19 protein-coding genes are annotated in these 24,825 nt (G+C 41.6%); 10 read left to right on the top strand and 9 right to left on the bottom strand.

Annotation, left to right across the window (positions count from 1 at the left end; genetic code table 11):
• Positions 1-12: 12 nt before the first annotated feature.
• The gene (gene fic / locus H5164_RS09415) at positions 13-1,173 is read right to left on the bottom strand and encodes a protein adenylyltransferase Fic (protein ID WP_182755781.1); all 1,161 of its coding nucleotides are present in this window, start codon (positions 1,171-1,173) and stop codon (positions 13-15) included.
• Between the two features lie 323 nt (positions 1,174-1,496).
• Between fic and H5164_RS09410 the strand changes: the two genes are divergently transcribed.
• Both H5164_RS09410 and H5164_RS09405 read left to right on the top strand, forming a co-directional pair.
• A complete protein-coding gene (locus tag H5164_RS09410; RefSeq protein ID WP_182755779.1) occupies positions 1,497-2,309 on the top strand; it encodes a class I SAM-dependent methyltransferase in 813 nt (270 codons plus the stop codon).
• Entirely contained in the window at positions 2,306-3,058 is a 753-nt protein-coding gene (locus tag H5164_RS09405) for a hypothetical protein (protein WP_182755777.1), read from the top strand. The genes H5164_RS09410 and H5164_RS09405 overlap by 4 nt, the downstream gene beginning before the upstream one ends.
• On the opposite strand, the gene H5164_RS09400 is transcribed toward H5164_RS09405, so the two are convergent.
• The 3 genes from H5164_RS09400 to hsdR are packed head-to-tail and all read right to left on the bottom strand — an operon-like array spanning position 3,038 to position 10,400.
• Positions 3,038-6,046 carry a glycosyltransferase family 2 protein gene (locus H5164_RS09400; protein ID WP_182755775.1) on the bottom strand — a complete coding sequence of 1,003 codons (3,009 nt, stop codon included), beginning with the start codon at positions 6,044-6,046 and terminating at the stop codon, positions 3,038-3,040. The genes H5164_RS09405 and H5164_RS09400 overlap by 21 nt on opposite strands.
• Positions 6,024-6,812, bottom strand: coding sequence for a glycosyltransferase family A protein (locus tag H5164_RS09395; RefSeq protein WP_182755773.1), 789 nt, complete (start codon positions 6,810-6,812; stop codon positions 6,024-6,026). The genes H5164_RS09400 and H5164_RS09395 overlap by 23 nt, the downstream gene beginning before the upstream one ends.
• 54 nt (positions 6,813-6,866) lie before the next feature.
• Positions 6,867-10,400 (bottom strand): type I restriction-modification system endonuclease, encoded by a 3,534-nt coding sequence (gene hsdR, locus H5164_RS09390; protein ID WP_182755771.1) that lies wholly within the window; start codon positions 10,398-10,400, stop codon positions 6,867-6,869.
• A 219-nt stretch (positions 10,401-10,619) separates the two neighbouring features.
• On the opposite strand from hsdR, the gene H5164_RS09385 reads away from it, so the two are divergent.
• From H5164_RS09385 to H5164_RS09370, 4 genes are all read left to right on the top strand, one after another.
• Positions 10,620-11,033: a hypothetical protein gene (locus H5164_RS09385; RefSeq protein ID WP_182755769.1), complete on the top strand. Its 414-nt coding sequence runs from the start codon at positions 10,620-10,622 to the stop codon at positions 11,031-11,033.
• A gap of 259 nt (positions 11,034-11,292) precedes the next feature.
• Positions 11,293-12,198, top strand: coding sequence for a hypothetical protein (locus tag H5164_RS09380; protein WP_182755767.1), 906 nt, complete (start codon positions 11,293-11,295; stop codon positions 12,196-12,198).
• A 37-nt stretch (positions 12,199-12,235) separates the two neighbouring features.
• A complete protein-coding gene (locus H5164_RS09375) occupies positions 12,236-13,612 on the top strand; it encodes a hypothetical protein (RefSeq protein ID WP_182755765.1) in 1,377 nt (458 codons plus the stop codon).
• 38 nt (positions 13,613-13,650) lie between these two features.
• Positions 13,651-14,550, top strand: a complete 900-nt coding sequence (locus tag H5164_RS09370; protein ID WP_182755762.1) for a hypothetical protein — start codon at positions 13,651-13,653, stop codon at positions 14,548-14,550.
• A gap of 156 nt (positions 14,551-14,706) precedes the next feature.
• Here the strand turns inward: H5164_RS09370 and fis are convergent, their stop codons facing one another.
• The 4 genes from fis to H5164_RS09350 all read right to left on the bottom strand — a co-directional run bounded on the left by fis (position 14,707) and on the right by H5164_RS09350 (position 18,410).
• Entirely contained in the window at positions 14,707-15,012 is a 306-nt protein-coding gene (fis, locus tag H5164_RS09365; protein ID WP_011635942.1) for a DNA-binding transcriptional regulator Fis, read from the bottom strand.
• A 23-nt stretch (positions 15,013-15,035) separates the two neighbouring features.
• Entirely contained in the window at positions 15,036-15,998 is a 963-nt protein-coding gene (dusB, locus tag H5164_RS09360; RefSeq protein WP_124017241.1) for a tRNA dihydrouridine synthase DusB, read from the bottom strand.
• A 297-nt stretch (positions 15,999-16,295) separates the two neighbouring features.
• Positions 16,296-17,177 carry a 50S ribosomal protein L11 methyltransferase gene (gene prmA / locus H5164_RS09355; protein WP_124017242.1) on the bottom strand — a complete coding sequence of 294 codons (882 nt, stop codon included), beginning with the start codon at positions 17,175-17,177 and terminating at the stop codon, positions 16,296-16,298.
• Positions 17,178-17,387: 210 nt separating this feature from the next.
• Complete coding sequence (locus H5164_RS09350) at positions 17,388-18,410, bottom strand: zinc-binding alcohol dehydrogenase family protein (RefSeq protein ID WP_182755760.1); 1,023 nt, start codon at positions 18,408-18,410, stop codon at positions 17,388-17,390.
• 190 nt (positions 18,411-18,600) lie between these two features.
• Between H5164_RS09350 and H5164_RS09345 the strand changes: the two genes are divergently transcribed.
• From H5164_RS09345 to H5164_RS09330, 4 genes are all read left to right on the top strand, one after another.
• Positions 18,601-19,494, top strand: coding sequence for a LysR family transcriptional regulator (locus tag H5164_RS09345; protein ID WP_182755758.1), 894 nt, complete (start codon positions 18,601-18,603; stop codon positions 19,492-19,494).
• A gap of 235 nt (positions 19,495-19,729) precedes the next feature.
• On the top strand, positions 19,730-20,473 hold the full coding sequence (locus H5164_RS09340) for a fumarate reductase cytochrome b subunit (RefSeq protein WP_182755756.1): 744 nt from the start codon (positions 19,730-19,732) through the stop codon (positions 20,471-20,473).
• Between the two features lie 9 nt (positions 20,474-20,482).
• Positions 20,483-22,477, top strand: a complete 1,995-nt coding sequence (locus tag H5164_RS09335) for a fumarate reductase flavoprotein subunit (protein ID WP_182755753.1) — start codon at positions 20,483-20,485, stop codon at positions 22,475-22,477.
• Position 22,478: 1 nt separating this feature from the next.
• Entirely contained in the window at positions 22,479-23,204 is a 726-nt protein-coding gene (locus H5164_RS09330; RefSeq protein WP_182698436.1) for a fumarate reductase iron-sulfur subunit, read from the top strand.
• 199 nt (positions 23,205-23,403) lie between these two features.
• Here H5164_RS09330 and rho read toward each other — a convergent pair whose 3' ends face one another.
• Entirely contained in the window at positions 23,404-24,666 is a 1,263-nt protein-coding gene (rho, locus tag H5164_RS09325) for a transcription termination factor Rho (protein WP_124017248.1), read from the bottom strand.
• Positions 24,667-24,825: the final 159 nt, after the last annotated feature.

Genomic DNA, 24,825 nt, shown 5'->3' with positions numbered 1-24,825 from the left:
TACTCTTTACGTTTAGGCCTGCTGCGGCGCTGACTGAATAGGGGATTGCTGATTGTCTGATGAATAACGGCTGAACTGATTGCTGTCTTTGGTCATCAGGGTGACAAATTTAGGGTGAACAAATAGCTTCTCTTTGCCCGATTGCACCTCTTCGAGTACCCCAATGTCACATAGCTGCTTTAAATACACAGAGGCGGTTTGACGCTTTGCTAAGCCACTCTCGACTAAGTTGTGAATGCGGCAATAGGGCTGCTCAAAAATCACTTGTACCAGCTCATAGCTGTAGATTTTGGGTAACTGCAGGCGAACGTATTCCGTGGTGTGTTCAATGAGCTCTCGGGCGGCGGCGATTTTGTGGGTGGTCCACCTAGCCGTTTGCTCGACGGCATTAAGCATGAAGATTATCCAAGGTTGCCATTCTTGCTTGGTGGTCACGTTAAGCAAGAGACGATAATAGTCTTGCTTGTTGGCGACGATATAACGGCTTAGGTACAAGATAGGCGCACTTAGCAATTGCTGATCGATAAGATAGAGAATATTCAGCACCCGGCCAGTACGGCCATTACCGTCGATAAAAGGGTGGATGGCTTCAAACTGGTAGTGAGCCATGGCCATCTTGATGAGCGGGTCCACATCATCTTGATTGTGTAAAAAGGCTTCCCAGTTGCTTAGCAAGTCACGAATAATACTCTCGCCTGCTGGTGGAGTGTAGATAACCTCCCCCGTGGCCTGATTGGTTAAGCTGGTGCCAGGTACTTTACGCACATCCATCTGCACCGATTTTATGGTGCTGCAAATTTCTAATGCGGTAGTGACACACAGCGGCCGGTTGCTTAGCTGAGTAAAGCCTTGGTAAAGCGCGGTGCGATAGCGAAGCGCCTCTTTGGTCATAGGGTCGGCTTGACTGTCTTCTTGGGCATATTGAAACAGTTTGTCTGTGGTAGTGACTATGTTTTCAATCTCGCTACTGCCTTGGGCTTCTAGCAGCGGCAGCAAATTGATGAGCAAGCCTTGGTTAGGTAATAGCTCACCGGCTTGTTTTAACTCGGCAAGCGCGGCGCGAGCTGGAATACAAGCCTTGAGTATGGGTAAGGTTTCGGCCAACTCCCCTAGCTTGCTATCTAGGGGTAAGGGTGGCAAATGGTTGTATGCTTGTTCAGCGTGCCATTTCATGTTTAAAAAACCTTCCTTTTTCGACATATAAAGAGATTGTGCTGAGCTTATGTCGATTCAATCGACATGTAAAGATAACATGTTTATAAAATCTTACTTTATCGACATATTGTGAGTGTTTCGAGGTGTTATGTCGATTGTATCAACATTACAGCCACCTATTTAGCTCAGCACTGGGTTATATCTATAGCAATAGCAATAGCAATAGCTAAAAACTATATATGCTCAACTGATGTATAGAAAATAGGCTTATCCATCCGCATAAAGCAAGTTTACGCTAACCCGTTTGCCAAAGGTATTCGTTTACCATTATTGACTGAAAAATGAGTCTAAACATTAATTACAAAAACCGAGATATATTGGTGTATCATACTGATGCAATTGATTTTATAGGTAACTGGACTTTGCGTAAAACACTATATCGATGTTTCTTTGTGGCTATATTGCCTTATTTGCCTAATACAGGCTTTGGCCAATTTGTAAAATGGAAGTTAGCATTGCTTTTAGTTGGCGATGAATTTCATCAACAAAACTTATTAAATAATCGCGATAAATTAGCCCCCCATTTTGCTCACGATACTCCTTTGCAAGCAGATCTAGCCGAGTTACTTACGTGCGGTACAAAAACTGATGTAAAAGTGTTAGACATTGGTGCTGGGCCAGTGAGTAAAGTCGGCAAAATACATAATGGACATGAAGTCGAGTTAGTACCTATAGACCCTATGGCAGATAAATACCGTAAAATACTGACAGCACTTAATTTACAGCCTAAATATTGGACTCGTTACGGTGAGGGAGAACGACTTAGTCAGCAGTTTGAGGAAAACTCATTTGATTTAATTCATGCACGTAACAGCATAGATCACTGCCTTAATCCCATTACCGTTATTGAAGAAGCTATTACGGTATTGAAGCCTAAGTGTTATTTTTATTTGAACCATTATCGTAATGAAGGTAAAGCGGCTAAATACTATGGGTTACATCAATGGAATTTTGATGTTGTTAATGAGGACTTTATCATTAGCAATCGTTTTGGTGAACAAATCAATGTCAATAACACCCTGCGTCATAAAGCATTGATACATCAAATAAAGAAAACCGAAGAACGCTTAATTGTGATAATACAAAAACGATGAACTGGTTAGTACTCGGCAATGGTGCTAAAGATATTGATGTATGTTTATTATCTAACGACACCAATATCATTGTATTTAATCATGGCTTTAATGAGCTTGTTGGCGTTTGCCGAATTCAGAACAAAAAAATATCAGGGCTCAGTTCACCATATACTATTCAAGGGCCACTGCCTTTTGATGGGTTTGAAACACAGCTAAATAGACTGCATAGTTTGCTGCAGACTGAGCTTAATAATGTTCCATCAAGTGGCACGGTTTTACTGACAACATTATCTGCTAGCAATATACAAGCTAGAGTCGTTGGTATGAACTTACTTCCTTCTATAGCCCGCTCAGCGACATTATCGGCCAACATCCCTAATCCATGCCACTTCCATAACTGGCTAGGAGAGAGACGCTATGCGTTAATGCAGAAATTCGACCAGCACTTCGATTGGAAATCACTGGGTTTACACAAACCTAGATCAGGTAAACTCAATATATCAGATCCTTTTTCGTTATTAAAAACACTCGCTGTCACACCGAATGATATTGCCTTGGCTAAGCTCATTGGCAATATTTCGGCAGACTGTTGGCTCAATAACAGTTCCATCGAAAGCTTGAAGCAGGCAGAGAGCTATTTTTACCTACAACGCGGCCAACAGCGAACCAGTAATTGGTGGCTGTATCATAATGAAGCGTCTCAATTTCTGGCAGATACCCACATAAAATTGGCATGGTGCCAGCAATCATTGCAGCTCTGTACTTAAAGGCTCTTTTGCAAAGATAGCTTTTAATAATTGGCTTTGTTCTGCTTTTATATCTAGAGAGTATTCCGCTCGCTGGTGGAAGTATGAATAGCCAATATCAATAAACACAGGGGCTTTAGCGGCCTCAGCCATTGGTAACATAGTGGCATAATCAGTCACCGATGGTATCCAATCATGATCTTTTTTAAAATAAGCGTGTGGAACGCTATCAAATAAAGACTTTTTAAATGCACGCTGATGAGCCCATACATTCCCGCCCCCTTTTTGCCTAATATTACTGTAGCTGGGTTGATACAATTTTAATGGTTTATTAGGGCGGAACATAGGCATGTGGATTAAGTCAGCACCTTGATTAGCCGCATCCACAATATGCTTAACAACGTCATCTCGCATTAAACAGTCATCTTGATCTAGTATCACAATGATACTGTCATCATTAACACAAACATCTGAAATAGCTTGGATAAAATTACATACTCGCCCTTGGTTGTGTTGGTGACGTATCAAGGTTGTTCGATCAAGTAGCTTATCGAGCAATATTGGATAGCCCCAATTATGACTCGCACCACTGGCGTCATCTATTAAGATAATCCCAAATGATTGATTGGATTGCATACGAAGACTATCTAAGCATCTTTCAAGCTTATGTATCGTGGTGAAGCGTCCTTTTAATAGGAAAATCAAAGCTTCTTTGCGCCTTGGATATTGCCAATTAGCATGCGTAATTAAATCAAATTGTTCTTCTTGCTCAACAGGGCAACAACCTTGGGCAACCAAGTCCCTTATCTGATCGAGTGTTGTTGCTTGTTTATCTTCATTGCAAGGATGAATGTAGAAAGTGGCAGGATTTCCCCCTCGTAATGAACTAAACCCTGTTGTCTTTTGATGTGTCTGTAAAGCACGGTGCCAAGTTAATGTGTATTTATCATTAATTATGGGGTTATTGATTGGCAGTATTTGCTTAATTTTAACGAGATCTAACAAGCCCATTCTGACTTCGGGAGCGAATTCTCCATCTTGTCCAAAGTAGGGTAAGAATGCATCTGTAGACTTAGGTATATTAAATCCTACGCTAATCACTTTAGGGTCGATTAATTCTGCTTTCATGTCTGCAATATAATCATGTTGCCAGTTTTTACGCCCCACCAGCACATCACAGTCACACTGTAATACATAACGAGTAGTGACTTGATTAAATGCCCATATCTGTGAAAAAAGCGGAGCCTGTGAAGTGGTATGTGATTGTGTAACCTTTGATGCACCAAACCATTGGCTGTAAGTAGTAGATATTGCATCACTTGAAGTAGGAGCGATAAGAAGTTCATCGACTATGCCATTGTTTACTAGCTCGTTGGCTGATGTGAGCAACTGGTTAAAATCACCTTGCTGATATTGACGTAAAAATGGTCCTTGGTAGCTGTCGAGTAATAGTAATACCTGTTTAAATTTTTTAGGATAATTTAACTGTGTAACGATATGGCTCACTTGAACGAACAGCACATCGGCATCCTGGGCACAGGCTTTAATTAGTAATGTTGTATCCTGATCTACTCCTACACTGGTGCAAATTGGCATATCAGGTTTATTTAATGCCACATTAGGATGTAACGCTTCGATTAAGGCTAAATAGAAGTCTGAGAAGCCTCTTAATTGCTGTAACGCTTTATCTTGAGAGGTCGAAGATGTTCGCCTGACTAATTCTTCATCGGGTAGCTGTAATATGGCAATGGCATATAATCTTGCAGACATATCTAAGAACTTGCTCGCCGTAAGAGGTTGGATATCACTTCCAACGTCAATGTAATGAAGGCTGCCATCTTTGATTTGACGAATATTGTCCCTTTTTATATTTAAGCCACAAATTCCTGCAGCATACATTCCTTGTAAAAATTGGCCAACAACAATGGCTGACGCAGGTAACTGCATCTCAGAGGTATATAAATTAGGGGTGCTGTAACTCCATTGTCCGTTTTGCTTGTGCCAGCTCACTTGGGGGACGATGTTGTTACTAGGTAAAGCTTGTTTTAACCAGCTGACTTGTTCATCATCGATTGCCCAAGGATAAAAAGACTTCTCAATGTTGTTTCCTTTTTGAATAACCACCCCTTCTTGCCCTGAGCCTAGATATTGAAATGGTAATTCTTGTACCTGCATCCATTGTTTTGCAGCAACGGCTAAACGATGCCTCTGTTCTGTCCAAATCGATTTTTGCTTATTGTTTCTCGTATCGACGCCATCCAACGTGTAAACAGAGTAGTAAGGCAAACTTACAATTTCACCTTTATATTCTGGTAACAATAATAAACGTGCAATTAACCAATGGTCTTCTGCACTTCGAATATTTGGGTATCGTTCAATAACCCTAGTGTTAAGTAACAAGTTACATGATGGTAGTTCGTTATCAGACTGCCCATGGCAAAATGCATCAATAAATCCGGTAAGCTTGATTGGATTAAGTAATACTTCTGGTTTCGCAATATTGGTAACGCTTAAAAGCTGGTTATCTTGTTTTAATCTATTACTTCCAATAACAAAGTCAGCATTTGACGCTTCACCTCTTAACCATAAAGACTCAACACTTCTAGCATTATCCAGAACATCATCAGCATCCAGTCGTGCTACCCAGTGAGCAGTAGTTGTAGATGCATAATCTAGCAGTTGGTTACGGGCTCGGGCTGGAGAGCCGCAGAATGCAGTTAAAATTGTCACGCTAGGATGTTCTAACAGAGTTTTACAGTGTGCTTGCCAATTATCAGTCGATTGGTCATCGAGAATGACAATTTGTGCAGTGTTGTTGTCGACTAATGATTGAGATAATGCGCTATGTAAGGCTTGAGCAATAAATTCTGCTTGGTTACATAGATTAATACCGATGATGACTGGGGCATTTTTATAATGTAACCCACATTCTTTTATCATTGTCAGTTTACGTAACGCTAACCCTACTGTTAAGGGCCGCTTATCTTTATGAGAGTGATCCTGCTGCAATTCTAATGTCCTTATTAGTGTTCATCTCATTAACTATTGCTTGCTCTGAAATAGCAAATAATGAAGAAATTCGTTCAAAGTATTGTTCTTTCTGAGGTCGAGTCATTCGGTGGCCATGCAATAAGATAAACTGAGCACAACCCAATAATTTTTGTCTGGAACCTCTAGCGGATAAGGCTGTTGAGTGCATTCCTAAATTCCAACAAACCGTTACTGCTAGTGTGTACTCAATCTTGATATTAGTAATAGCTAACACTCTTATGGCCAAATCTTTATCGTTACTACTCACAAGGCCATCACTAAAGCCGCCAGCATCTATTAACAACTGACACTGTGCAAATGTGTTTGAGCCCTGCCAGCCAGGATTGCCGACTAAAAAATCACTTTGCTTGAGGTTGTTAGGAATATTACTAGCTACTGCGTGCCCTTCTTTTATGACAGATATCCCCGATAACACCAAGCTTGCAGCCCCTCGCTGCGAATGTGTTAAACACAGTTCTAAATGATTTGTAAGCCAATAATCATCATCATCAAGAATGGCCACGTAGCACTTAGAGTGACACTCATTAATATAGGCTAGGCCTGTATTCCAGGAGCCCGCCGCACCTTGGCAACGTTCATTAATTAAGAATGTAACAGGTATGGGGGAGACTGCCGTCGTGATACCAGATTGCTCTGACTCAGTTAAAGCAACTCTATCGGTGACCAATACTATTCGTTCAGGAGGGCGAGTTTGATTCGCTATTGAAGGTAACGATACATTCATAAGCGAATCAAACCGAGGCATTGAAGCCATTAATGCAACAACTTCCATCAGTGACTAACCAATCTGCCACAGGTATTCATTTAGCTCATCGAGGATAGTGTCGAGCTGATCATCAAGCACGCTGTCAAAACGCTTTGCCCCTCCTTGATCGGCAAAACGTTGATTAACAAATTCTTTATCAATCACCGCCTCATGAACTAACTGCTTAGCTAAGCGTTCCAGCCACTTACGTTGGTTAGGATTCCAATCGTGTTGACTGAAAATGCGTTGCATGGCGTGATCAACCCGCTGTGAAAAAGGGATTAATGCTTCATCGAGCGCCGCTTGGCGGATATAACCGATAATGCTGGCCGCAATATCTTGGTTGGTATTTTTACGCCATGCACTTTGCAAATGCGCTTCACTAAAGCCCGCCTCATCTAGCAAGAGTTTGACCTCTTTAAGTTCTGCACGGGTGAGATCTTTAGGACGATTCACCACCACAGACAAGGCCGCTGATTGGTTGATATTCTGCTTAATAAAATGGTTAAAGCTTTCAAGATAGTCAGCGGGCTTTTCGTGTATACCATAGTTTTGATGGCGCTCTATGAACTCATCTCGCCCTTCATAGATGATTGGCATACTTTCACTGCCAACAAGATAACGAACTTCGGCTAGCTGATTAATCAAACTTTGATGCTGCTTAAAAAATTGTGCCGCCTCTTTAGGGCCAATTTGATGTAAATGCTGGTGGAGCTTATCGGGCGCTACGCCCCATAGCTCCTGAAGTTGGTCTAGCTTAGCTTTAAGCTCAGGCTTATCTTCGGCTTTTTTGGCCGCTTTACGCATCACCCGCATCACTTTCTGCCCAAGTTGATTTAGCACATCATGGGCATGACTAGTGCCAACCTGCTCACCTGGGGTATTAAGCGCACGCTCTAAAAAGGTATCGTCACTTAACTCGTCCACCAGCTGCTCAAGTGTGATGTTAGGGTCTTTGACTATCGGCTTCATGGTATTGACGGCTTCAAGGGCACTATAGATATCAACCGGATCATAAATTTTGAATACGGTTTTACCTATATCGTCACAGCGACGGGTAGCACGGCCCATCATCTGCTCATACAAAATACGCGACTTAACTCGGCGCAAGAACACGATATGACAAATCTTAGGTACGTCTATACCCGTAGATAACAGATCCACTGTAATGGCTATATTAGGATAACGCTCATTTTTGTATTTGCGGATAAGCTGACTGACCTTGTCGCTTTGACCGGTAATTTTAGACACTGCGGCTTGGTTATAATCATCGCCGTACATGTCAATGAAGGCTTTATCTAATAAGCGTTTGACCATGTCTGCATGCACGTCTGTGGCACAAAAAATTAGGGTTTTCTCATCGCCAAAAGGGTCTAACTCTTTGGTTAACTCTTGGCAGATGACCTCATTAAACGACTCGGTAATCACTCTTCTATTAAAGGATTCAACATCGAACTGTAATTCATCTTCTAAATCAGCTGTTTCAACTTCACCGGTTTGGGTATTAATAGACGTGACGGTTTCGCCTTTTTCAAACTTGATACCGTGCTTATTTAATAGGGTTTCATAACGGATAGGTGGCTCGTGGTCGATAAGCCAATCATCAGCAACTGCCTCACGGTAACTATAGGTGTAAACCGGTTTACCAAAATTTTCGCTGGTATGCTTGGCTGGGGTTGCCGTTAAGCCGATGCGTACCGCATCAAAGTAATCCAATACCCGCCGGTAGCTAGACAAATATTGACTGGCATCGCGAGTAACAAGCTCACCTTCTGTCATTTGTTGATCTAGGGCATAACCCCGATGGGCTTCATCGACAATGATGCAGTCGAATTCATCCAGTGGCGGCGGTGTGTCGGACATAAAGATACGCTTTACCATCGCTTGCACTGTTGCCACTTGAATACGAGTTTCGGCTTCACTGCTCATATCGCCAAGCTCGGCAATATTGTAGATAGACGACAGCACTTTGTTTTGCTCAAGCTTAGCTTCATCAAAGGAGTCACACGCTTGCTCACCCAGGGCGGTTCTATCGACGAGGAACAAAATACGCCTAAAACGCTCGGCCTTTAAAAATCGATACATCAAACCAATAATAGTGCGGGTTTTGCCTGTACCTGTTGCCATTGCCAGCAGACATTCAGTTTTATCTTGCTCTAAAGCCGATTCAACCGCAGCGATGGCTTTTTGCTGGTAATCACGCAAGCCGAGGTAATCAAATCCTTCCTGTTGAAGAGATTTCTCTGCATCTTCACGGCTACGTTTTAACTTGTCGAGCAGGCCATCTGGGGAGTGAAACTGTTGCAATGCTTTCTTTGCATTGCTGGGTTTGCGCGTATCCCGAAACCAAGTGCCCGATAACTCGGCCAGTTGCTTATTAAATTCGCGGCCATTGCAGGAATAGACAAAGGGAATGTGATAGTGGCCATCGTCTTCATCCGCCCAAGCAACGGTGCGACCTTCTAACTCCCAAGCGCTTTGTTGGAAGGGAGTTACTTTGTATCCTTTTGAATAACGCTCGGCTTGAGTAATTTTACCAGCAACATTGGCGTTTTCTTTTTTCGCTTCAACAACGGCAATAGGCGTTAAGCCACAAAATAATACATAGTCGGCGCGACCTCTTTGACCTTTATGTAGTGTTGGCCATTCCGCAATGGCTAGATTTTTGCCTTTTTCTGGTCGAGTACCCTTATTAAACGTTAGCCTTTGGGTATCTGCAAGCCAGCCAAAAGCCTGGAGTTGCTGGTCAATAAGCACACGGGTTAACTCTTCATTTAATTCAACTTGAATACCGGCGTTACTAGCCCGTTTACTTAAATCAGATTTATGTTTACTTGCTGCTTTAGTATCAGTCTTAGCTTGCTCGACAAGTTCAATTTGAAGTGCTTTGATGCGAGCTTCAAATTGACATTTTTGCTCTGCTAGTGCCTTTTCATGCATTGATGCTTGTTGAGAAAACTCACGCGCTTCGGCATCCATTTGTTCAGCTAATACTGCGTACTCTTCTTTTTCACGCGTTAGTAAATCAGTTAGCTGGTGGTTATCTGCTAATTGCTGGTGGTTTTCATTAAGTTCACTGCGCAGCTGATCTATCTGGGTTTGTAAATCTTGTAGGTGTTGACTTGGATCTTGAGGCGCCACAAATGGACCAGCTTTAAATACGGTCTTTTGATCGCCAAATGTATGATGAAACCAAATCGCTAGGCTACGAGCTAACTTTAAACCTTCTAAAGCCTCTTTATGCTGGGTTTTGAATTGATGAGTCGCTTTATTACCTTCAATACGTAATGAGTGAAATAACTGGCGTACAACAGGCTCTAAATTCAGTTCTCGATGGATTTTATACAGCAGGTCTGCTTGAGTAGTTTTATCGTCGAATTCTATACCACATCTGGCAGCAATATCTTGTGCCATCGCCTCACCTAACTGACGTAGCTTAATTAAAGTGGTGTTGGGATCGCTGGTAAAAGCACGTTCAGCACTGATGGCTAAATCGATAAAAATAGGATCGTAGGATTCGAGAAAACTGAAGTTTTCCGATTTTTTACACTTTATATCCAATGCCATCATTCCTTCGTAGCGTTAAATTTTTATCGAATCTAATCATACCTTTTGCCAAGCTGAGAATCACGATTTTAGTTTGTAATCAATCAATTTTGTTACTTAATCACTTGGCTTTACTCTGAAGTATTTAGCAAAATTAATGCAGTTTAAAAACAAAAAGACACCAATTAATTACTATGTAATTATAGCTACTCTGACTTATAACCCAGCGGCTTACTCAATATGACAATATTTGCATTTAGAGTTTTCGATATATTTCCACAACCATTCTATACATTACCAAGTGCGCTAGAAGCACTTCGTAGCGATAGTTCAGGCATGGAGCACACTGCGCAAATAGTTGCATATTACACAAATGGTAAGCAGTTAATCGTGCCTAGTGAACTGTATGTTTATCAGAAATCAAGATTCAAAAGTACTGATGAAGCTAGCGCTTGGCTTAAAAATAGAAATGAAAAAGCAGTTAATGGCAGACCGCTTGGGATCCTTGTCGCAAACCCAAATGATACATTTGAAAAACAACTTGATGATGCGATGAGCGTAAAAGATGTGAGCTTAATAGACGATAAGCCAGTTGCGTCAATTGTGAGTAATATCGAAAATTGGTTAGCGGAGCATCATTACCTAGCTAATTAATGACATGCTAATAAAGAATTTTATAAATATAAAGATCCAATGCCGAATTGGATTTTAGTCTGAAATTTAGTTCTTTTATCATCGCCCATTCTACCTTGACCTGTGTTGTTTCTAGATGTAAAGTTGCATTTGGTAGACGCAGACTAGCCAGCCCACAGGCAAAGTATGTTACCGCGTATTATTAATACTATTTATCAACAAACCTTAATGTTAGCTATGTGTTTGTGGGCCTTATAGCTTTTATTTTTAAGGCAAGTTTATGAATACTTCAAACATAACACCTGAATCACATCACTATCCTCCTCTATATAAAATTAAACAACATGCTAATTTTTTGTCGAAAAACTTACCTGTGACATTATGCCAAGCTCAAGAAATGATAGCTTATTATCAACATTGTAATAGTTGGAGTGAATTAAAATATTCAGTCGAACATGGCCTTAGTCTTAGCACTTCGAATGAAGGAAGGGGGGCAGGGATGTGTCATTTCGAAGCATCGAAAATGAGGCATAAACTTGCCACTTTACTCGATTCCGATTGGGATAGTGGTATCGAAGCCTTATATCACAGCAATCTTGTTAAACAAACCATATCTCACTCAATTTATAACAATCGATTAGATTGGTTGATAGATGAAGAGGTTCGTCAATTGTATGAAAGGCTGTATGAAGATGACGACAAACTTGGGTCTAATCTATTCAATTTAATATCTAGTTTTGATAACAACTTTTTAAATCTATTTAATAATTCTAGTCCCAAGTTTATAGGACAGCATTTTTATGATTATAAATATGGATTGAAAATGTATTGTAATCAAAGAGAAATGGATGGTCACTTGATCTACATCATCAGAGAGTTTGATAGTTATTTGTATCCGCCAGGTCACAACTATGGTGATACATTTTTGTATAATCGCCCTTGGTTTGTGAATTACGTAGTGGGTTACATCAATAACCTACTAAAAATACTTAATAAAAATGGTTTAAAAGGTGAATTGATTCTGCATCGAGTAAATAACTATGACTGCATTACTGATGGTGATGTCAGCAATGTTACAGGAATCATGCAAATCGCTCAAAGGTTGATAGAGCAAGGGGCTATTATGCGCAAGTTATTTGGTAATCGCGACTCACGCATAGGGTTAGCTTTGCCGTTTGGTAAATGAAATCGATAGTGTCAGTTTCTATAGTAAGAGGTTAAAAGTGGACAATAATCAAATTAAGCTACAGCCCGAAGTTAGTCATCTCTCTTCGGAACAAATTGAGGAGCTTTATGCTAAATATATATCTGGTGTTAAAAATTCTGATTTGTTGGTTGAATTTAATATCAAGACAAATCCAAATAAGCTAATAAACTTGATTCCTCCATTTATACTTGATGATTGTCTGTGTCCTCGCTGTGAAGTTTCGATGCTTCGAAAGCGTAACAGCAAAAGTCATACTAGTAATAATCCTGCTGAATGTCCTGTATGCAGTCATAAAATATTTACGGATGATTTTGTTTATGACTATTGCCGCTGTTCACATTGTGCCCAAGAGCGGATCGAAAATGCCAGGATTAAAGCTGTAAGTGACAGAGCTATAGTTGAAGAGATATTTTCATTAAACGCTATTTCGCCAGTACCTTATTCTGATCTATCTTTTACATTCAAAATATTACTACTAACGCTTTTCAGAGTGCATACAGATAGTCAATTTGATCATATTCTTCCCCTTAGTGACTCCGCTAGATTGGAGCCTTTATGCCCTACAAGCACTTTAACACACGCATTTATCGAAATATTGAGTAAGCAAAAAGTCATTGTTGTCGATCCAAAATCGAAAATAAATGCATTTGATGAAGAGAATAATTTTAAATCATTTTATTATAATTTGGTTCAATGGATACCAAATGTAAAAATTGATAGTGAGGAGCGTGCAGCTCTTGAAGATATTCATCTAAAAATTTATAACGAGCTAATCGTTGAGCTTAAAAGTGAATGGGAACAAGACGTTTCTGAGTTAATTTACTCGTTAGCTATAGAAGAAGTCATTCAATACCTTAACCTTAAAGCAGATGAGTTAAAGGTTGATTTTAGCGCACAAAAAAAATCGAGAGAAGTAATCAGGATTCTTTTAGAAAGCTTCTCTGTATCTCAAATCTACTATTTTGTTCGAAAAGCTGTCGATAGTGCCCATCTGTATTATTCTAAAGGATATTCAAATGGTAAAAAACACGCAGGAAATACCATTCCTAACAAGATGATGATGCTAGGCGAAAGAGCCGTTCGAGATAAATGGACCATGTACTGCAGTAGTAGAATATCTTCTTGCCCTCGTTGCGCATTAAGCAAGACATTATTTGATGTTGTACTTAGGGATGATGATGCTGGTTTTACAAAATCTCCAGGGCTTTATTTGAAAAATGAATTACACAGTAAATTAAATCAAAGTGAATCTGATTCAGTGAATTCTGAACCTAAAAATGGGTTTATTTGTGTTGACTGCTCATCTACAGATATAGGGGTATGTATGAATGAGGCTGACATATCCGTACTTTGTAATGAATGTGGTTCCATAAATGAATACAAAGCGCTCTGATTTCCAGCTTATTTAAACACTATCGACAAGGATGTTAAATGAATCTTGATTGCATTCCAACAATTGAATCTCTGCTAGAACAAAATGCTATTCGTATAACGGGTAACCCAGATTTTATTGAGATGTTCAATGACCTCATAGCGCCTAGAAATGGTTTTGAACTTTATGATGCCCCTATGAGGTTTAGCACATGGGTTGAGCAAGACTTTAATATTATGAAGCCATGTGAATCATGGGTGAGTTACCCGATTATTGATTTTGAAACAGATGAGGCTGACCGATTTGTAAAATATACTGAGCCACCAGCAGTGAAAAATAGCCATTCAAAACTACCGCCATTGTATACAGTGAATCTTGAAGAAAACTTTACGATTACAGCACATATTTTTATGGCTGGTGGTCATTATGTAAATAAAGTGATTCACAGCAAACTTGATGTAAACCCTAAACGTGCGATTCATAGCTTAAAGGCTATAGCGAGAAAGCTTGATCAATCCAAGTCATTTTTTATATGCAGTAAGTGCAATAAGTTGGTCGATGCAACTTTTATGTCTAAATGCAAGTTCGTTGCTTGTGATAACAATGATTGCGCCAATACGGTAGAGCAACACTTCGATGTGTCATTAGCAATAGTGTCTAGCCACATGTTTAATGAAGAAGTTCGTATTGATCGATTTGAAGACAAAATAACTATCTCGTTTGCCTCGATGGTTTGGCCCAATCCACATGATCCTGCATTTGCATGGGTAGTTGAGAAGTCATTACCGCTAAACGCAACACCAAGACAAGTCAAAACTGCCGCAAAAGACCTTTATATAGAAAAGCACAAAGTGGTGAAATGTGTTGTATGTGAAGACGTGCTAGAAGAGTACGAGCCAATATTTAAAGACAAGGCATGCCGAACTTGTACCAAATTTCCCATTAACATCATCCATTGATTAAATGCAGCATAATTTTAGGAAATCGTGTTACATGCTTAGATAGGGGTTTATGCATGAATTATATGGTGTGTAACTGGGTGTGTAGCTAATAGCAAAAAGGCCTGATGTTAATCAAGCCTTTTCTTTTTAATACAATCACTTAGACGCTAGGTCTTAGTTCATGCCGTATTTCTTTAATTTCTTACGTAAAGTACCACGGTTGATACCTAACATATTAGCAGCGCGCGTTTGGTTGCCACGAGTGTGTTGCATGATGATGTCTAGTAAAGGTGCTTCAACTTCGCACAATACCATTTCATATACTTCAGAAGCTTCCTGACCGTCTAACTGAGAGAAGAAGTTAGTCACGGCACGTTTTACTGCGTCACGTAATAACTGCGGCTTGATAGTGCCGTTTGCTGTTTCGATTTTGCCTACGGTAAGCTGGTGAACTTCTGTGTTAGTTGTCTGATCAAACATTCTATTCTGCTCTTTATTAAATTCTAAACTAATTCATCAAAATAACATTCTACGAGGGAATGTTGCTGGGCAGCGGTTTCAAGCCGATTGAAGTCAGCACGAAATTGGCGCTGTTCCTCATGGTTTAGGTACCACCCGACATGCTTTCTAGCAAATCGGACACCTTTGTATTCGCCATATAAGTCATAAAGTTTATTAAGGTGTTCAAGCATCACAGTGCGTTGCTCTTCTGCCTTAATTGGCGCTAACTTTTTACCTGTTTCCAAGTAATATAGGATTTCTTTAAAAATCCATGGCCTTCCTTGTGCACCTCTTCCAATCATCAGGGCGTCAACGCCAGTGTAGTCAAGCACAAACTTGGCCTTCTCTGGTGTGTCGATGTCCCCGTTGGCGACAACAGGAATTGAGACAGTCTGTTTAATTGCTTTAATGGTGTCGTACTCAGCAAAGCCTTTGTACATGCATTGTCTAGTTCGGCCGTGAACGGCGAGCGAGACAATGCCACAATCTTCAGCAATTTGGGCTATTTCAACACCATTACGATGTTCAGGCTCCCAACCTGTGCGGATCTTTAACGTTACTGGCACATCTACTGCCGCAACCACGGCTTGTAAAATCTCTTTTACTAAGCTTGGGCTTTGCATTAGCGCTGAACCCGCAAACTTTTTATTCACTTTCTTTGCTGGGCAACCCATATTGATATCAATGATATGCGCACCTTGTTCAACGTTGAACTTGGCAGCGTTAGCCATTAAATCAGGGTCTGCACCTGCTATTTGTACGGAGCGTATACCTTCTTCACCAGAATGCATCATGCGCTGGCGGCTTTTATCGCTGTCCCAAACCTCAGGATTAGATGAAAGCATTTCTGATACGGCTAAAGCTGCGCCATAGCGTAAGCAGAGATTTCGGAAGGCCTGATCGGTGACACCTGCCATTGGTGCCACAATCAGCTGATTTGACAGTTGATACGGGCCAATTTGCATTGCGAACTTCACCTTGCTCTCCAAAGGGGCGCTATAGTAGCCCTTTTTTACGCTTGTGAAAAGGTCAATAAATGACCTAAATGCAACTTTTTTGCTTGACTTTTATTAGCCGTCACATCTTTGACTAATAAATGGCAAATTTCGGTTATTTTTGAGCACTGGTGCGAGTTGCAGAGAGACTTTTTCCTGTATACAAGTGTCAATAAACAATGTTAATAACCTGTAAACGAGGATGGATGCACTCAATTAGCTCAAAATATAGCCCGTAATTGAGTGCATTTTAGGCTTGCGAGTGGACTACTTACGCACCCCTGTTAAGCGGCTCCAGTCTTCTTTGTTGCTAACCGGATCCATGACGAACCATTGGCTGTAAAAGTCGGATACTTCTTGTGCTTGTTCTTGTAATAAACCCGATAGTGCCAGTTTACCGCCCACACGTACTTTTTCTGCTATCAATGGCGCGAGTTCTTTTAACGGGCCAGCAAGAATATTGGCGACTAATACGTCTGCTTGTAAGTTGGCAGGTTGATCTTCTGGTAAGTATAACGCCAGTTGATCGACGACATCGTTCCGTTCTGCATTGGCTTTTGAGGCGTCAATAGCTTGATAGTCAATATCAACACCCGTGACTTTCTTGGCTCCGAGTTTAATTGCTGCAATGGCCAAAATGCCTGAACCACAACCAAAGTCGATAACTTCTTGGTTTGATAAATCTAGGCTGTCTAACCATTCTAAACACAAGGCCGTAGTAGGGTGGGTGCCAGTACCAAAGGCTAAACCAGGATCGAGAATAACGTTAACCGCGGTCGGGTCAGGAATTTCACGCCAGCTTGGGCATATCCATAAGCGTTGACCAAATTGGATTGGGTGAAAGCTGTCCATCCACTCGCGGATCCAGTCTTTGTCTTCGACTTGTTCAATTTTATGAGTAAAACCTTTACCCAGAAATGGCATAGATTCTAAAAACTCTATGGTTGGCGCTAAGTCTGTGCCTGCATCAAATAATGCAATCATAACAGTGTCTTGCCACAGCGGTGTTTCACCAAGCTTGGGTTCAAAAATAGGTTCATCTTGGCCATCTTCGTAAGTGATGGAAAGCGAGCCTTGATCCATTAATAAGTCGCCAAGCATGTCGGCATTATCGCGATGAGTGTGAATACGTAATTGGATCCAAGCCATGGGGTTTTCCTAACTGTGGTAAAAGTAGTATCAAATTGGCGCTTATTATACCCAAGTTATTTTAAGATGCTCGTTTAGGTGAGAGTTTATTGGTTATTAGCTCGGTGAAGAGGGATACTTCACGGCCGTGTTTAGATTAAAAAACGCGCTGGATGCAAAACATGCAGCGCGATTAAGTGATGAGGTACAGCGGATTAACGAAGCAGAGCGTTAAGCTACAAATCCTTCCAGGACTATTTTCCCGACACTCGTGTTAGTTTCTATTTGCTGGTGGGCACGGGTCAAGTTAGCGGCATTGATGTGACCATAATGTTCACCCAGAGTACTTTTTATCGTGCCTGCATCAATGAGTTGGCTCACTTCATTGAGTAAGTGGTGTTGGGCAATCATATCGTCGGTAGCGAACATGCTACGGGTAAACATTAATTCCCAGTGCAGTGAAATGCTTTTTAGTTTTAGCTTCATAATGTCGATTGGTTGTAGGGGATCGTCAATTAAGGCTATTTTGCCCTGTGGCTGAAGCGATGTGACGATTTCGTCAAAGTGACTGTCGGTGTGATTTAAACTGATAACATGGGTCACGTTATCAAAACCGGCATTATTTAACTCAGTTGATAAGGGTTTACTGTGGTCGATCACAACATCGGCTCCTAAGCTCAGAACCCAATCGCGGCTTTGCTGACGAGAGGCTGTAGCAATCACTTTAGCGCCAGTAAGTTTAGCTGCCAATTGCACTAAAATAGACCCGACACCACCGGCTGCACCTATAATCATAATCCGCGCATCTGTTGCGCTGCCATCTTTAGGTAAGCCCAAGCGATCAAATAAAATTTCCCATGCGGTAATGGTGGTTAACGGTAATGCTGCCGCTTGTGCATCTGTTAATGATTGCGGTTTATGACCCACTATCCGTTCGTCAACCAACTGATATTCGGCGTTGCTTCCTTGGCGAGTAATGTCACCTGCATACCATACTTTATCGCCAACGTTGAATAAACTGACCTGATCACCAATGGCTTTGACGGTACCCACTGCATCATAACCAATGATGTTAGGCTGGCCTTCTGCAGGCTGTCTTGCTTGACGAACTTTTGCATCTACAGGGTTAACGGCTATGGCTTGTACTGCAATTAATAAGTCATGCCCAGTGGCCACTGGCGTAGCAATTTCAATGTCTTGAAGTGCATTTATCGCATCAATATTGCCTGCTTGATAGTATCCAATCGCTTTCATGGTGACTCCTTGAGTGGTGAAGAGTGTCAGTGATGCTGAGTTTATACGTGCCGAATGCTAGGTTTTAATTATTATGGCCTAATTTATTGTTAAAATTAACAGGGTAATATTTGTATCTTTACCAAATTTTTTTTGATAAAGATGAGGCTGACACAAGCAAAATAACCGAGTATTTACGCTGGGATGACAGATGTTAATTAACGATTTAAGCTTGTTTGTTAGGGTGGCTGATTGTGGCAGCATTGCAGGCGCTGCAGTTGAGTTAGATATTTCAGCTGCCGCCGCGAGTGCCGGATTAAAGCGCTTGGAGAAACAATTAGATGCAGTACTGTTTATTCGTACAACTAGAAGCTTACGGTTAACTGCGCAGGGTGAGCGTTACCTTATTCATTGTCGTGAAGCATTAGCTAGCTTGCTGTTAGGTGAGCAAGCATTGGCGAGTGAAAAAGGGACTATTTCGGGCGAGTTAACCGTTTCTGTATCATCGGATTTTGGCCGTAATGTGTTACTGCCATGGTTAGATGGCTTTTTAAATGATTATCCTAATTTGTCGATTAAGTTAGATATTGGCGACAATTTGAGTCATTTCTTACATGATAAAATTGATATTGCTTTGCGTTATGGTCAGCCGCCTGATTCTAACCAAGTGGCATTTACGATTTGTAATACTCGACGTATCTTATGTGCTTCGCCTGGTTATATTGCTCAACATGGCATGCCAGAAACCTTGGCACAGTTAAGCCAACATAACTGTTTAATTTTTAAATTAGACCAACGTGATCATGATTTATGGTCGTTTAATCGAGATCAGCAACAATATAAAGTTCGTGTTAGTGGCAATCGTAGCAGTAACGATGCAGAAATTACCCGGCGCTGGGCTGTTGCGGGCCAAGGAATTGTATTTAAAGTGGCTCTTGATGTTGCTGATGATTTGAGAACAGGCAAGTTAGTACCGATACTTACCGAATATATTGGTGAGTCAGTTGCGCTAAACTTGATCTGTCCAGGTCGCGAGCATGTCACTCCGCTCATGTTGCTATTACGCGATAAGTTACGCCAACATTGCCAGCAATTATTACCGTAATGCTACTTTTTTAGGTAAAGCATTCGATAGGTTTGAACTACCGAACACTCGTGCCGATATTTAGTTAACTATCAGTATTGTTTAGATTTTACTTTCTAGTTTGTGTGATCAGCTTCTAACTCCCGCTGATTAGTAGGTGAACATTATCACGGTTTGATGATTGTCCATTGCCGCTATTGAAAAACTCTTGCTATGGTCAATACTTGTTATTGTGCCTGACAGGATATGATGCTTTATGGCTGCGAATTTTTTGCAAGGGAAAGCCGACAGTGCGGTAAATACCGATAAAGGTTTTACTCACCCTCTTTGGGCTGCTCGTGCGGATAAACTACAAAGTCTATCTGGAGTGTTGCTGGGGATCTTTCTGGTGCTGCATTTGCATTTTGAGTCGAGTATCTTGTTTGGCAAAGAAGCTTTCTACCAAGTGGCACAGTTTCTTGAGGGCGGAGTATTTAGTGAAACTGGCCATGGCTACCCTTTGGTGACCCAAATTTTTTCCTGCTTTATGTTATTGGTTGTGCTGATCCATGCGGTATTTGCCTTACGTCGTTTTCCGACTCAATTAGGTCAATGGCGCGCCTTACGAAATCAAATGCGTTTTTTACCCCATGAAGATACCAAAATTTGGTTTTGGCAAATGATCACGGGTTTTTTATTGTTTTTCCTCGTACCAACGCATTTATTCACCATGATAACCCATCCTGAAATAGGCCCACATCTTTCGGCTGAGCGGGTGTATCACTTCAATGCTTGGGCGTTATATATCCTGCTGTTACCGGTCGTTGCAGTGCATGGCGTATTTGGTTTATATCGCGTGGTGGTGAAATGGGGCTTGGTTGAGCAACGTTTTGCCATGCTCAAATTTGCTAAGGTGTTGTTAGCGTATTTAATGGTGTTAGGAGTGGCGAGTTTGCTGACTTATCTTTTGATTGGCCACTCGTTAGCGTTACCCGTAGTGCCATATATGTCGACTTTATAAGGAATTCGCATGAAAATTATCTATACCGACACCTTAGTGGTTGGCGCAGGGCTGGCAGGATTAAGAGTCGCGATAGCATCAAAAGAGCGCGGACTTGATACCTTAGTTTTATCGCTTATTCCTGCAAAACGTTCTCACTCTGTCGCTGCCCAAGGTGGTATGCAAGCCAGTTTAGCCAATACCATTAAAGGTGCTGGTGACGATGAAGATATACATTTTCAAGATACGGTAAAAGGTTCTGACTGGGGCTGCGATCAAACCGTGGCACGAATGTTTGCTCATTGTGCGCCTAAAGCGGTAAGAGAGTTGGCTCAGTGGGGCGTCCCCTGGACTCGAGTGACTAAAGGCGACAGACAAGTGATTGTTAACGCAAAAAAGGTCACTATTACTGAGGCTGAGGCTGCTCACGGATTAATTAACGCGCGTGACTTTGGTGGCACCCAAAAATGGCGCACTTGTTACACCGCAGATGGTACCGGTCATTCTTTGTTATACGCTGTCGATAATAAGGCTATTTCGTTAGGTATTCCTGTTCACGAACGCATGGAAGCATTAACCCTTATCCACGACGGCAAGCGCTGTCATGGGGTGATTGCTCGCTGCTTAATTAGCGGTGAACTGCGTGCTTATATCGCTAAATCGACTACCATTGCCACTGGCGGCTACGGACGGATTTATGCTGTGTCGACCAATGCCATGATTTGTGAAGGTATCGGCCAAGCGTTGGCGTTAGAGACTGGCGTCGCGACGCTGGGCAATATGGAAGCGGTACAGTTTCATCCTACGGCTATCGTACCAGTGGGGATTTTAACCACAGAAGGCTGTCGAGGTGACGGTGGTGTACTGCGCGATAAAGACGGTTACCGCTTTATTCCTGATTATGAGCCCGATAAAAAAGAGCTAGCTTCTCGCGATGTGGTCTCTCGCAGAATGACCGAGCATATCCGCAAAGGTAAGGGGGTCAATAGTCCTTATGGGCCGCATTTATGGCTAGATATAACCTTATTAGGTCAAAAGCACATCGAGACGAATCTGCGTGAAGTGAAAGAAATTTGTGAGAACTTTCTGGGCATCGATCCGGTAAAAGAGTGGATCCCGGTTAGGCCGACTCAGCATTATTCTATGGGTGGCATTCGGACTAAGGCGAACGGAGAAAGCCCGCAATTATCAGGATTGTTTAGTGTTGGAGAAGCCGCTTGCTGGGATATGCATGGCTTTAATCGGCTCGGCGGTAATTCTTTGGCTGAAACTGTGGTTGGCGGGATGATTATTGGTAAATATGTTGCTGATTTTGGTGAGCAAAACAGTTTGGTGATTGATACTGAATTAATTGCGCAGTTTGCGCAGCAGTTACAAACTGAAATAGATCAGTTAATTGACGGCGAAGGTACTGAAGACCCCTTTAAGCTTAAAGCTGTGATGCAAAAAATTATGATGGATTATGTGGGTATTTTTCGAAATGGGCCGGATCTTGAGCTGGCTGTTAATCAATTGTCTGAACTACTTGAACGTTCGAAAAATTTGGGCTTAAAGTGCAAAAAACGTCATGCCAACCCAGAATTAGTTGAGGCGTTAAGGATTAAACGGATGCTAAAAGTCGCGCTTACCGTTGCATGTGGAGCCCATGCTCGCACTGAAAGTCGTGGCGCCCATTCTCGTGAAGATTTTCCACAACGTAACGATAAAGACTGGTTAAACCGGACATTAACCAGTTGGCCAGATACCGATAGTTTTCGGCCCCAACTGCGCTATGAAGCGATAGATGTCATGCAAATGGAGTTACCGCCCGGGTATCGCGGTTATGGTATTGATAATGTTATTGCTCATCCTGATACGCAAAAACGTCAGCAACAGGTTGAAGCTATTTTGGCTGATCTAGATGAAAACACCGATAGGCATGTCAAGCAAGCGGCATTAATGCCTTTTGAGTTACCCGAAGAATATCAACCTGAAAATCAGCGATTAACTGATGTCATAGCGAATGCTTCGACGGGAGTAAAGTAACATGAGTCAAGCTCGTACGTTAACCTTCTCTATTTTTCGATATGACCCACAAGAGCCTGGTGATAAAGCGAAAATGGTCAGATACAGCCTCACTGAAACACCGGGAATGACGGTGTTTATCGCCTTAAATCAATTACGTGAAACTCAAGACCCATCGCTGCAATTTGACTTTGTTTGCCGTGCAGGTATTTGTGGCAGTTGTGCCATGGTGATCAATGGTAAACCGACTTTAGCTTGTCGAACCTTAACCGCTAATTATCCTGATGGGCATATTAAGCTCATGCCATTACCAGGCTTTGAGCTGATTGGCGATTTATCGGTGAATACTGGCAAATTTATGCGCCAATTATCTGAGCGCTTAGCGCTGTGGTTGCATCCCAATACAGCTGATAATGATATTCATCGAATTGAAACACCGATGTCGCCAGAAGAAGCTACCAAACTTTATGAGTTAGAGCGATGTATAGAGTGCGGTGTGTGTGTCTCAGCTTGTGCCACTAAACAAATGCGTGAAACCTTTGTTGGCGCTGTGGGGATGATGAAAATTGCCCGTTTTGAATTAGACAGTCGTGATACTCGCAGTGCAGATGATTTTTATCATGTGATTGGTAATCAAGACGGTGTTTTTGGCTGCATGACATTATTAGGTTGCCAAGATACTTGCCCGAAAGATTTGCCGCATATGCAACAAATTGCCTATTTACGTCGAAAAATGGCATCTGTTTAAGGCGGGAAGAGCGTTAATAAACGCTAGAATGATAACCGGCGATAGCAACCCGAAAGCCTAGAGACTAATACTTTTATCGCTGTGGCTCGGGCGAGTAGGACTGAGTCTTATCAAGATCTTTAGTCATAGGTTATTGAGACATAAAAAATGCCGCTAAATTAGCGGCATTTTTGCGATTATAGTGCGTGTTGGTAATAAATTACTTAGCGCGCTTCATTGCAGTGAAGAATTCTTCGTTAGTTTTGGTCATAGCCAATTTATCGATTAAGAATTCCATTGCTGAAACTTCATCCATTGGGTGTAAGATTTTACGTAAAATCCACATCTTCTGAAGCTCTTCCGGTGTCGTTAGTTTTTCTTCACGACGAGTACCTGAGCGGTTGAAGTCAATCGCTGGGAATACGCGTTTTTCAGCGGCTTTGCGAGAAAGGTGTAACTCTTGGTTACCAGTACCTTTAAACTCTTCGTAAATCACTTCATCCATTTTTGAGCCGGTATCAACAAGCGCGGTAGCGATAATGGTCAAGCTGCCACCGTGTTCGATGTTACGTGCTGCACCAAAGAAACGCTTTGGACGATGCAGGGCATTAGCATCGACACCACCGGTAAGCACTTTACCTGATGATGGGATAACCGTGTTATATGCACGAGCTAAACGAGTGATAGAGTCTAACAAAATCACCACGTCTTTTTTATGCTCAACAAGACGTTTTGCTTTCTCGATAACCATTTCGGCTACTTGAACGTGACGGCTGGCTGGTTCATCAAAGGTAGAAGCAATCACTTCACCTTTAACCATGCGTTGCATTTCGGTCACTTCTTCAGGACGTTCGTCAATCAGTAATACCATTAACACCACATCTGGGTTGTTGTAGGTAATACTTTGAGCAATGCTTTGAAGTAATAATGTTTTACCCGCTTTAGGCGGCGCAACAATCAAACCACGCTGACCTTTACCGATCGGTGAACATAGATCAAGGATTCGCGAGGTAATGTCTTCAGTAGAACCATTACCGCGTTCCATACGAAGACGTTCTTCAGCATGAAGTGGGGTTAAGTTTTCAAATAGGATTTTATTACGAGAGCTTTCTGGTTTATCGAAGTTCACTTCACTGACTTTCAATAGTGCGAAGTATCTTTCGCCTTCTTTTGGCGGTCTGATTTTACCAAAAATGCTGTCACCGGTTCGCATATTAAAGCGACGGATCTGGCTTGGAGAAACATAAATATCGTCAGGACCCGCAAGGTATGAGCCATCTGAACTTCTTAAAAATCCAAATCCATCTTGGAGGATTTCTAATACACCGCCACCGAAAATGTCTTCTCCGCTTTTAGCGTGAGCTTTCAAAATAGAGAAGATGATATCTTGTTTACGGGTACGAGCCATGTTTTCCAGATTCATACTTTCAGCAAGCGAAACTAGATCTGAAATTGGCGTGTCTTTTAATTCTGTTAAATTCATGTATGGGAGTCTTGTATTGCGCGACGAAGCTTACCGCAATCAATCAGTAAGGTTGAAAAGATATTTTTTGATTGATAAGCGAGAAGAGGTTAATTGAAAAAATCTGATGATTAAATTAGCACTTTATGTGTTGGCCGTCCAGAAATTTAGACTAAATAA

Source organism: Shewanella sp. SG41-3 (genome assembly GCF_014164545.1).
Classification (GTDB): Bacteria; Pseudomonadota; Gammaproteobacteria; order Enterobacterales; family Shewanellaceae; genus Shewanella; species Shewanella vesiculosa.
Note: the sequence above shows the minus strand (reverse complement) of the source record. Positions and strands in the feature narration are given on the sequence as shown.

What these genes read in the sequence shown, in the direction of transcription:
- prmA (WP_124017242.1), bottom strand. Translation starts at nt 17,177, where the DNA reads ATGGCTTGGATCCAATTACGTATTCACACTCATCGCGATAATGCCGAC.
- H5164_RS09410 (WP_182755779.1), top strand. Translation starts at nt 1,497, where the DNA reads ATGAGTCTAAACATTAATTACAAAAACCGAGATATATTGGTGTATCAT.
- H5164_RS09330 (WP_182698436.1), top strand. Translation starts at nt 22,479, where the DNA reads ATGAGTCAAGCTCGTACGTTAACCTTCTCTATTTTTCGATATGACCCA.
- H5164_RS09370 (WP_182755762.1), top strand. Translation starts at nt 13,651, where the DNA reads ATGAATCTTGATTGCATTCCAACAATTGAATCTCTGCTAGAACAAAAT.
- H5164_RS09350 (WP_182755760.1), bottom strand. Translation starts at nt 18,410, where the DNA reads ATGAAAGCGATTGGATACTATCAAGCAGGCAATATTGATGCGATAAAT.
- H5164_RS09345 (WP_182755758.1), top strand. Translation starts at nt 18,601, where the DNA reads ATGTTAATTAACGATTTAAGCTTGTTTGTTAGGGTGGCTGATTGTGGC.
- H5164_RS09340 (WP_182755756.1), top strand. Translation starts at nt 19,730, where the DNA reads ATGGCTGCGAATTTTTTGCAAGGGAAAGCCGACAGTGCGGTAAATACC.
- rho (WP_124017248.1), bottom strand. Translation starts at nt 24,666, where the DNA reads ATGAATTTAACAGAATTAAAAGACACGCCAATTTCAGATCTAGTTTCG.
- hsdR (WP_182755771.1), bottom strand. Translation starts at nt 10,400, where the DNA reads ATGGCATTGGATATAAAGTGTAAAAAATCGGAAAACTTCAGTTTTCTC.
- H5164_RS09385 (WP_182755769.1), top strand. Translation starts at nt 10,620, where the DNA reads ATGACAATATTTGCATTTAGAGTTTTCGATATATTTCCACAACCATTC.
- fic (WP_182755781.1), bottom strand. Translation starts at nt 1,173, where the DNA reads ATGAAATGGCACGCTGAACAAGCATACAACCATTTGCCACCCTTACCC.
- fis (WP_011635942.1), bottom strand. Translation starts at nt 15,012, where the DNA reads ATGTTTGATCAGACAACTAACACAGAAGTTCACCAGCTTACCGTAGGC.
- H5164_RS09335 (WP_182755753.1), top strand. Translation starts at nt 20,483, where the DNA reads ATGAAAATTATCTATACCGACACCTTAGTGGTTGGCGCAGGGCTGGCA.
- H5164_RS09380 (WP_182755767.1), top strand. Translation starts at nt 11,293, where the DNA reads ATGAATACTTCAAACATAACACCTGAATCACATCACTATCCTCCTCTA.
- dusB (WP_124017241.1), bottom strand. Translation starts at nt 15,998, where the DNA reads ATGCAAATTGGCCCGTATCAACTGTCAAATCAGCTGATTGTGGCACCA.
- H5164_RS09395 (WP_182755773.1), bottom strand. Translation starts at nt 6,812, where the DNA reads ATGAATGTATCGTTACCTTCAATAGCGAATCAAACTCGCCCTCCTGAA.
- H5164_RS09405 (WP_182755777.1), top strand. Translation starts at nt 2,306, where the DNA reads ATGAACTGGTTAGTACTCGGCAATGGTGCTAAAGATATTGATGTATGT.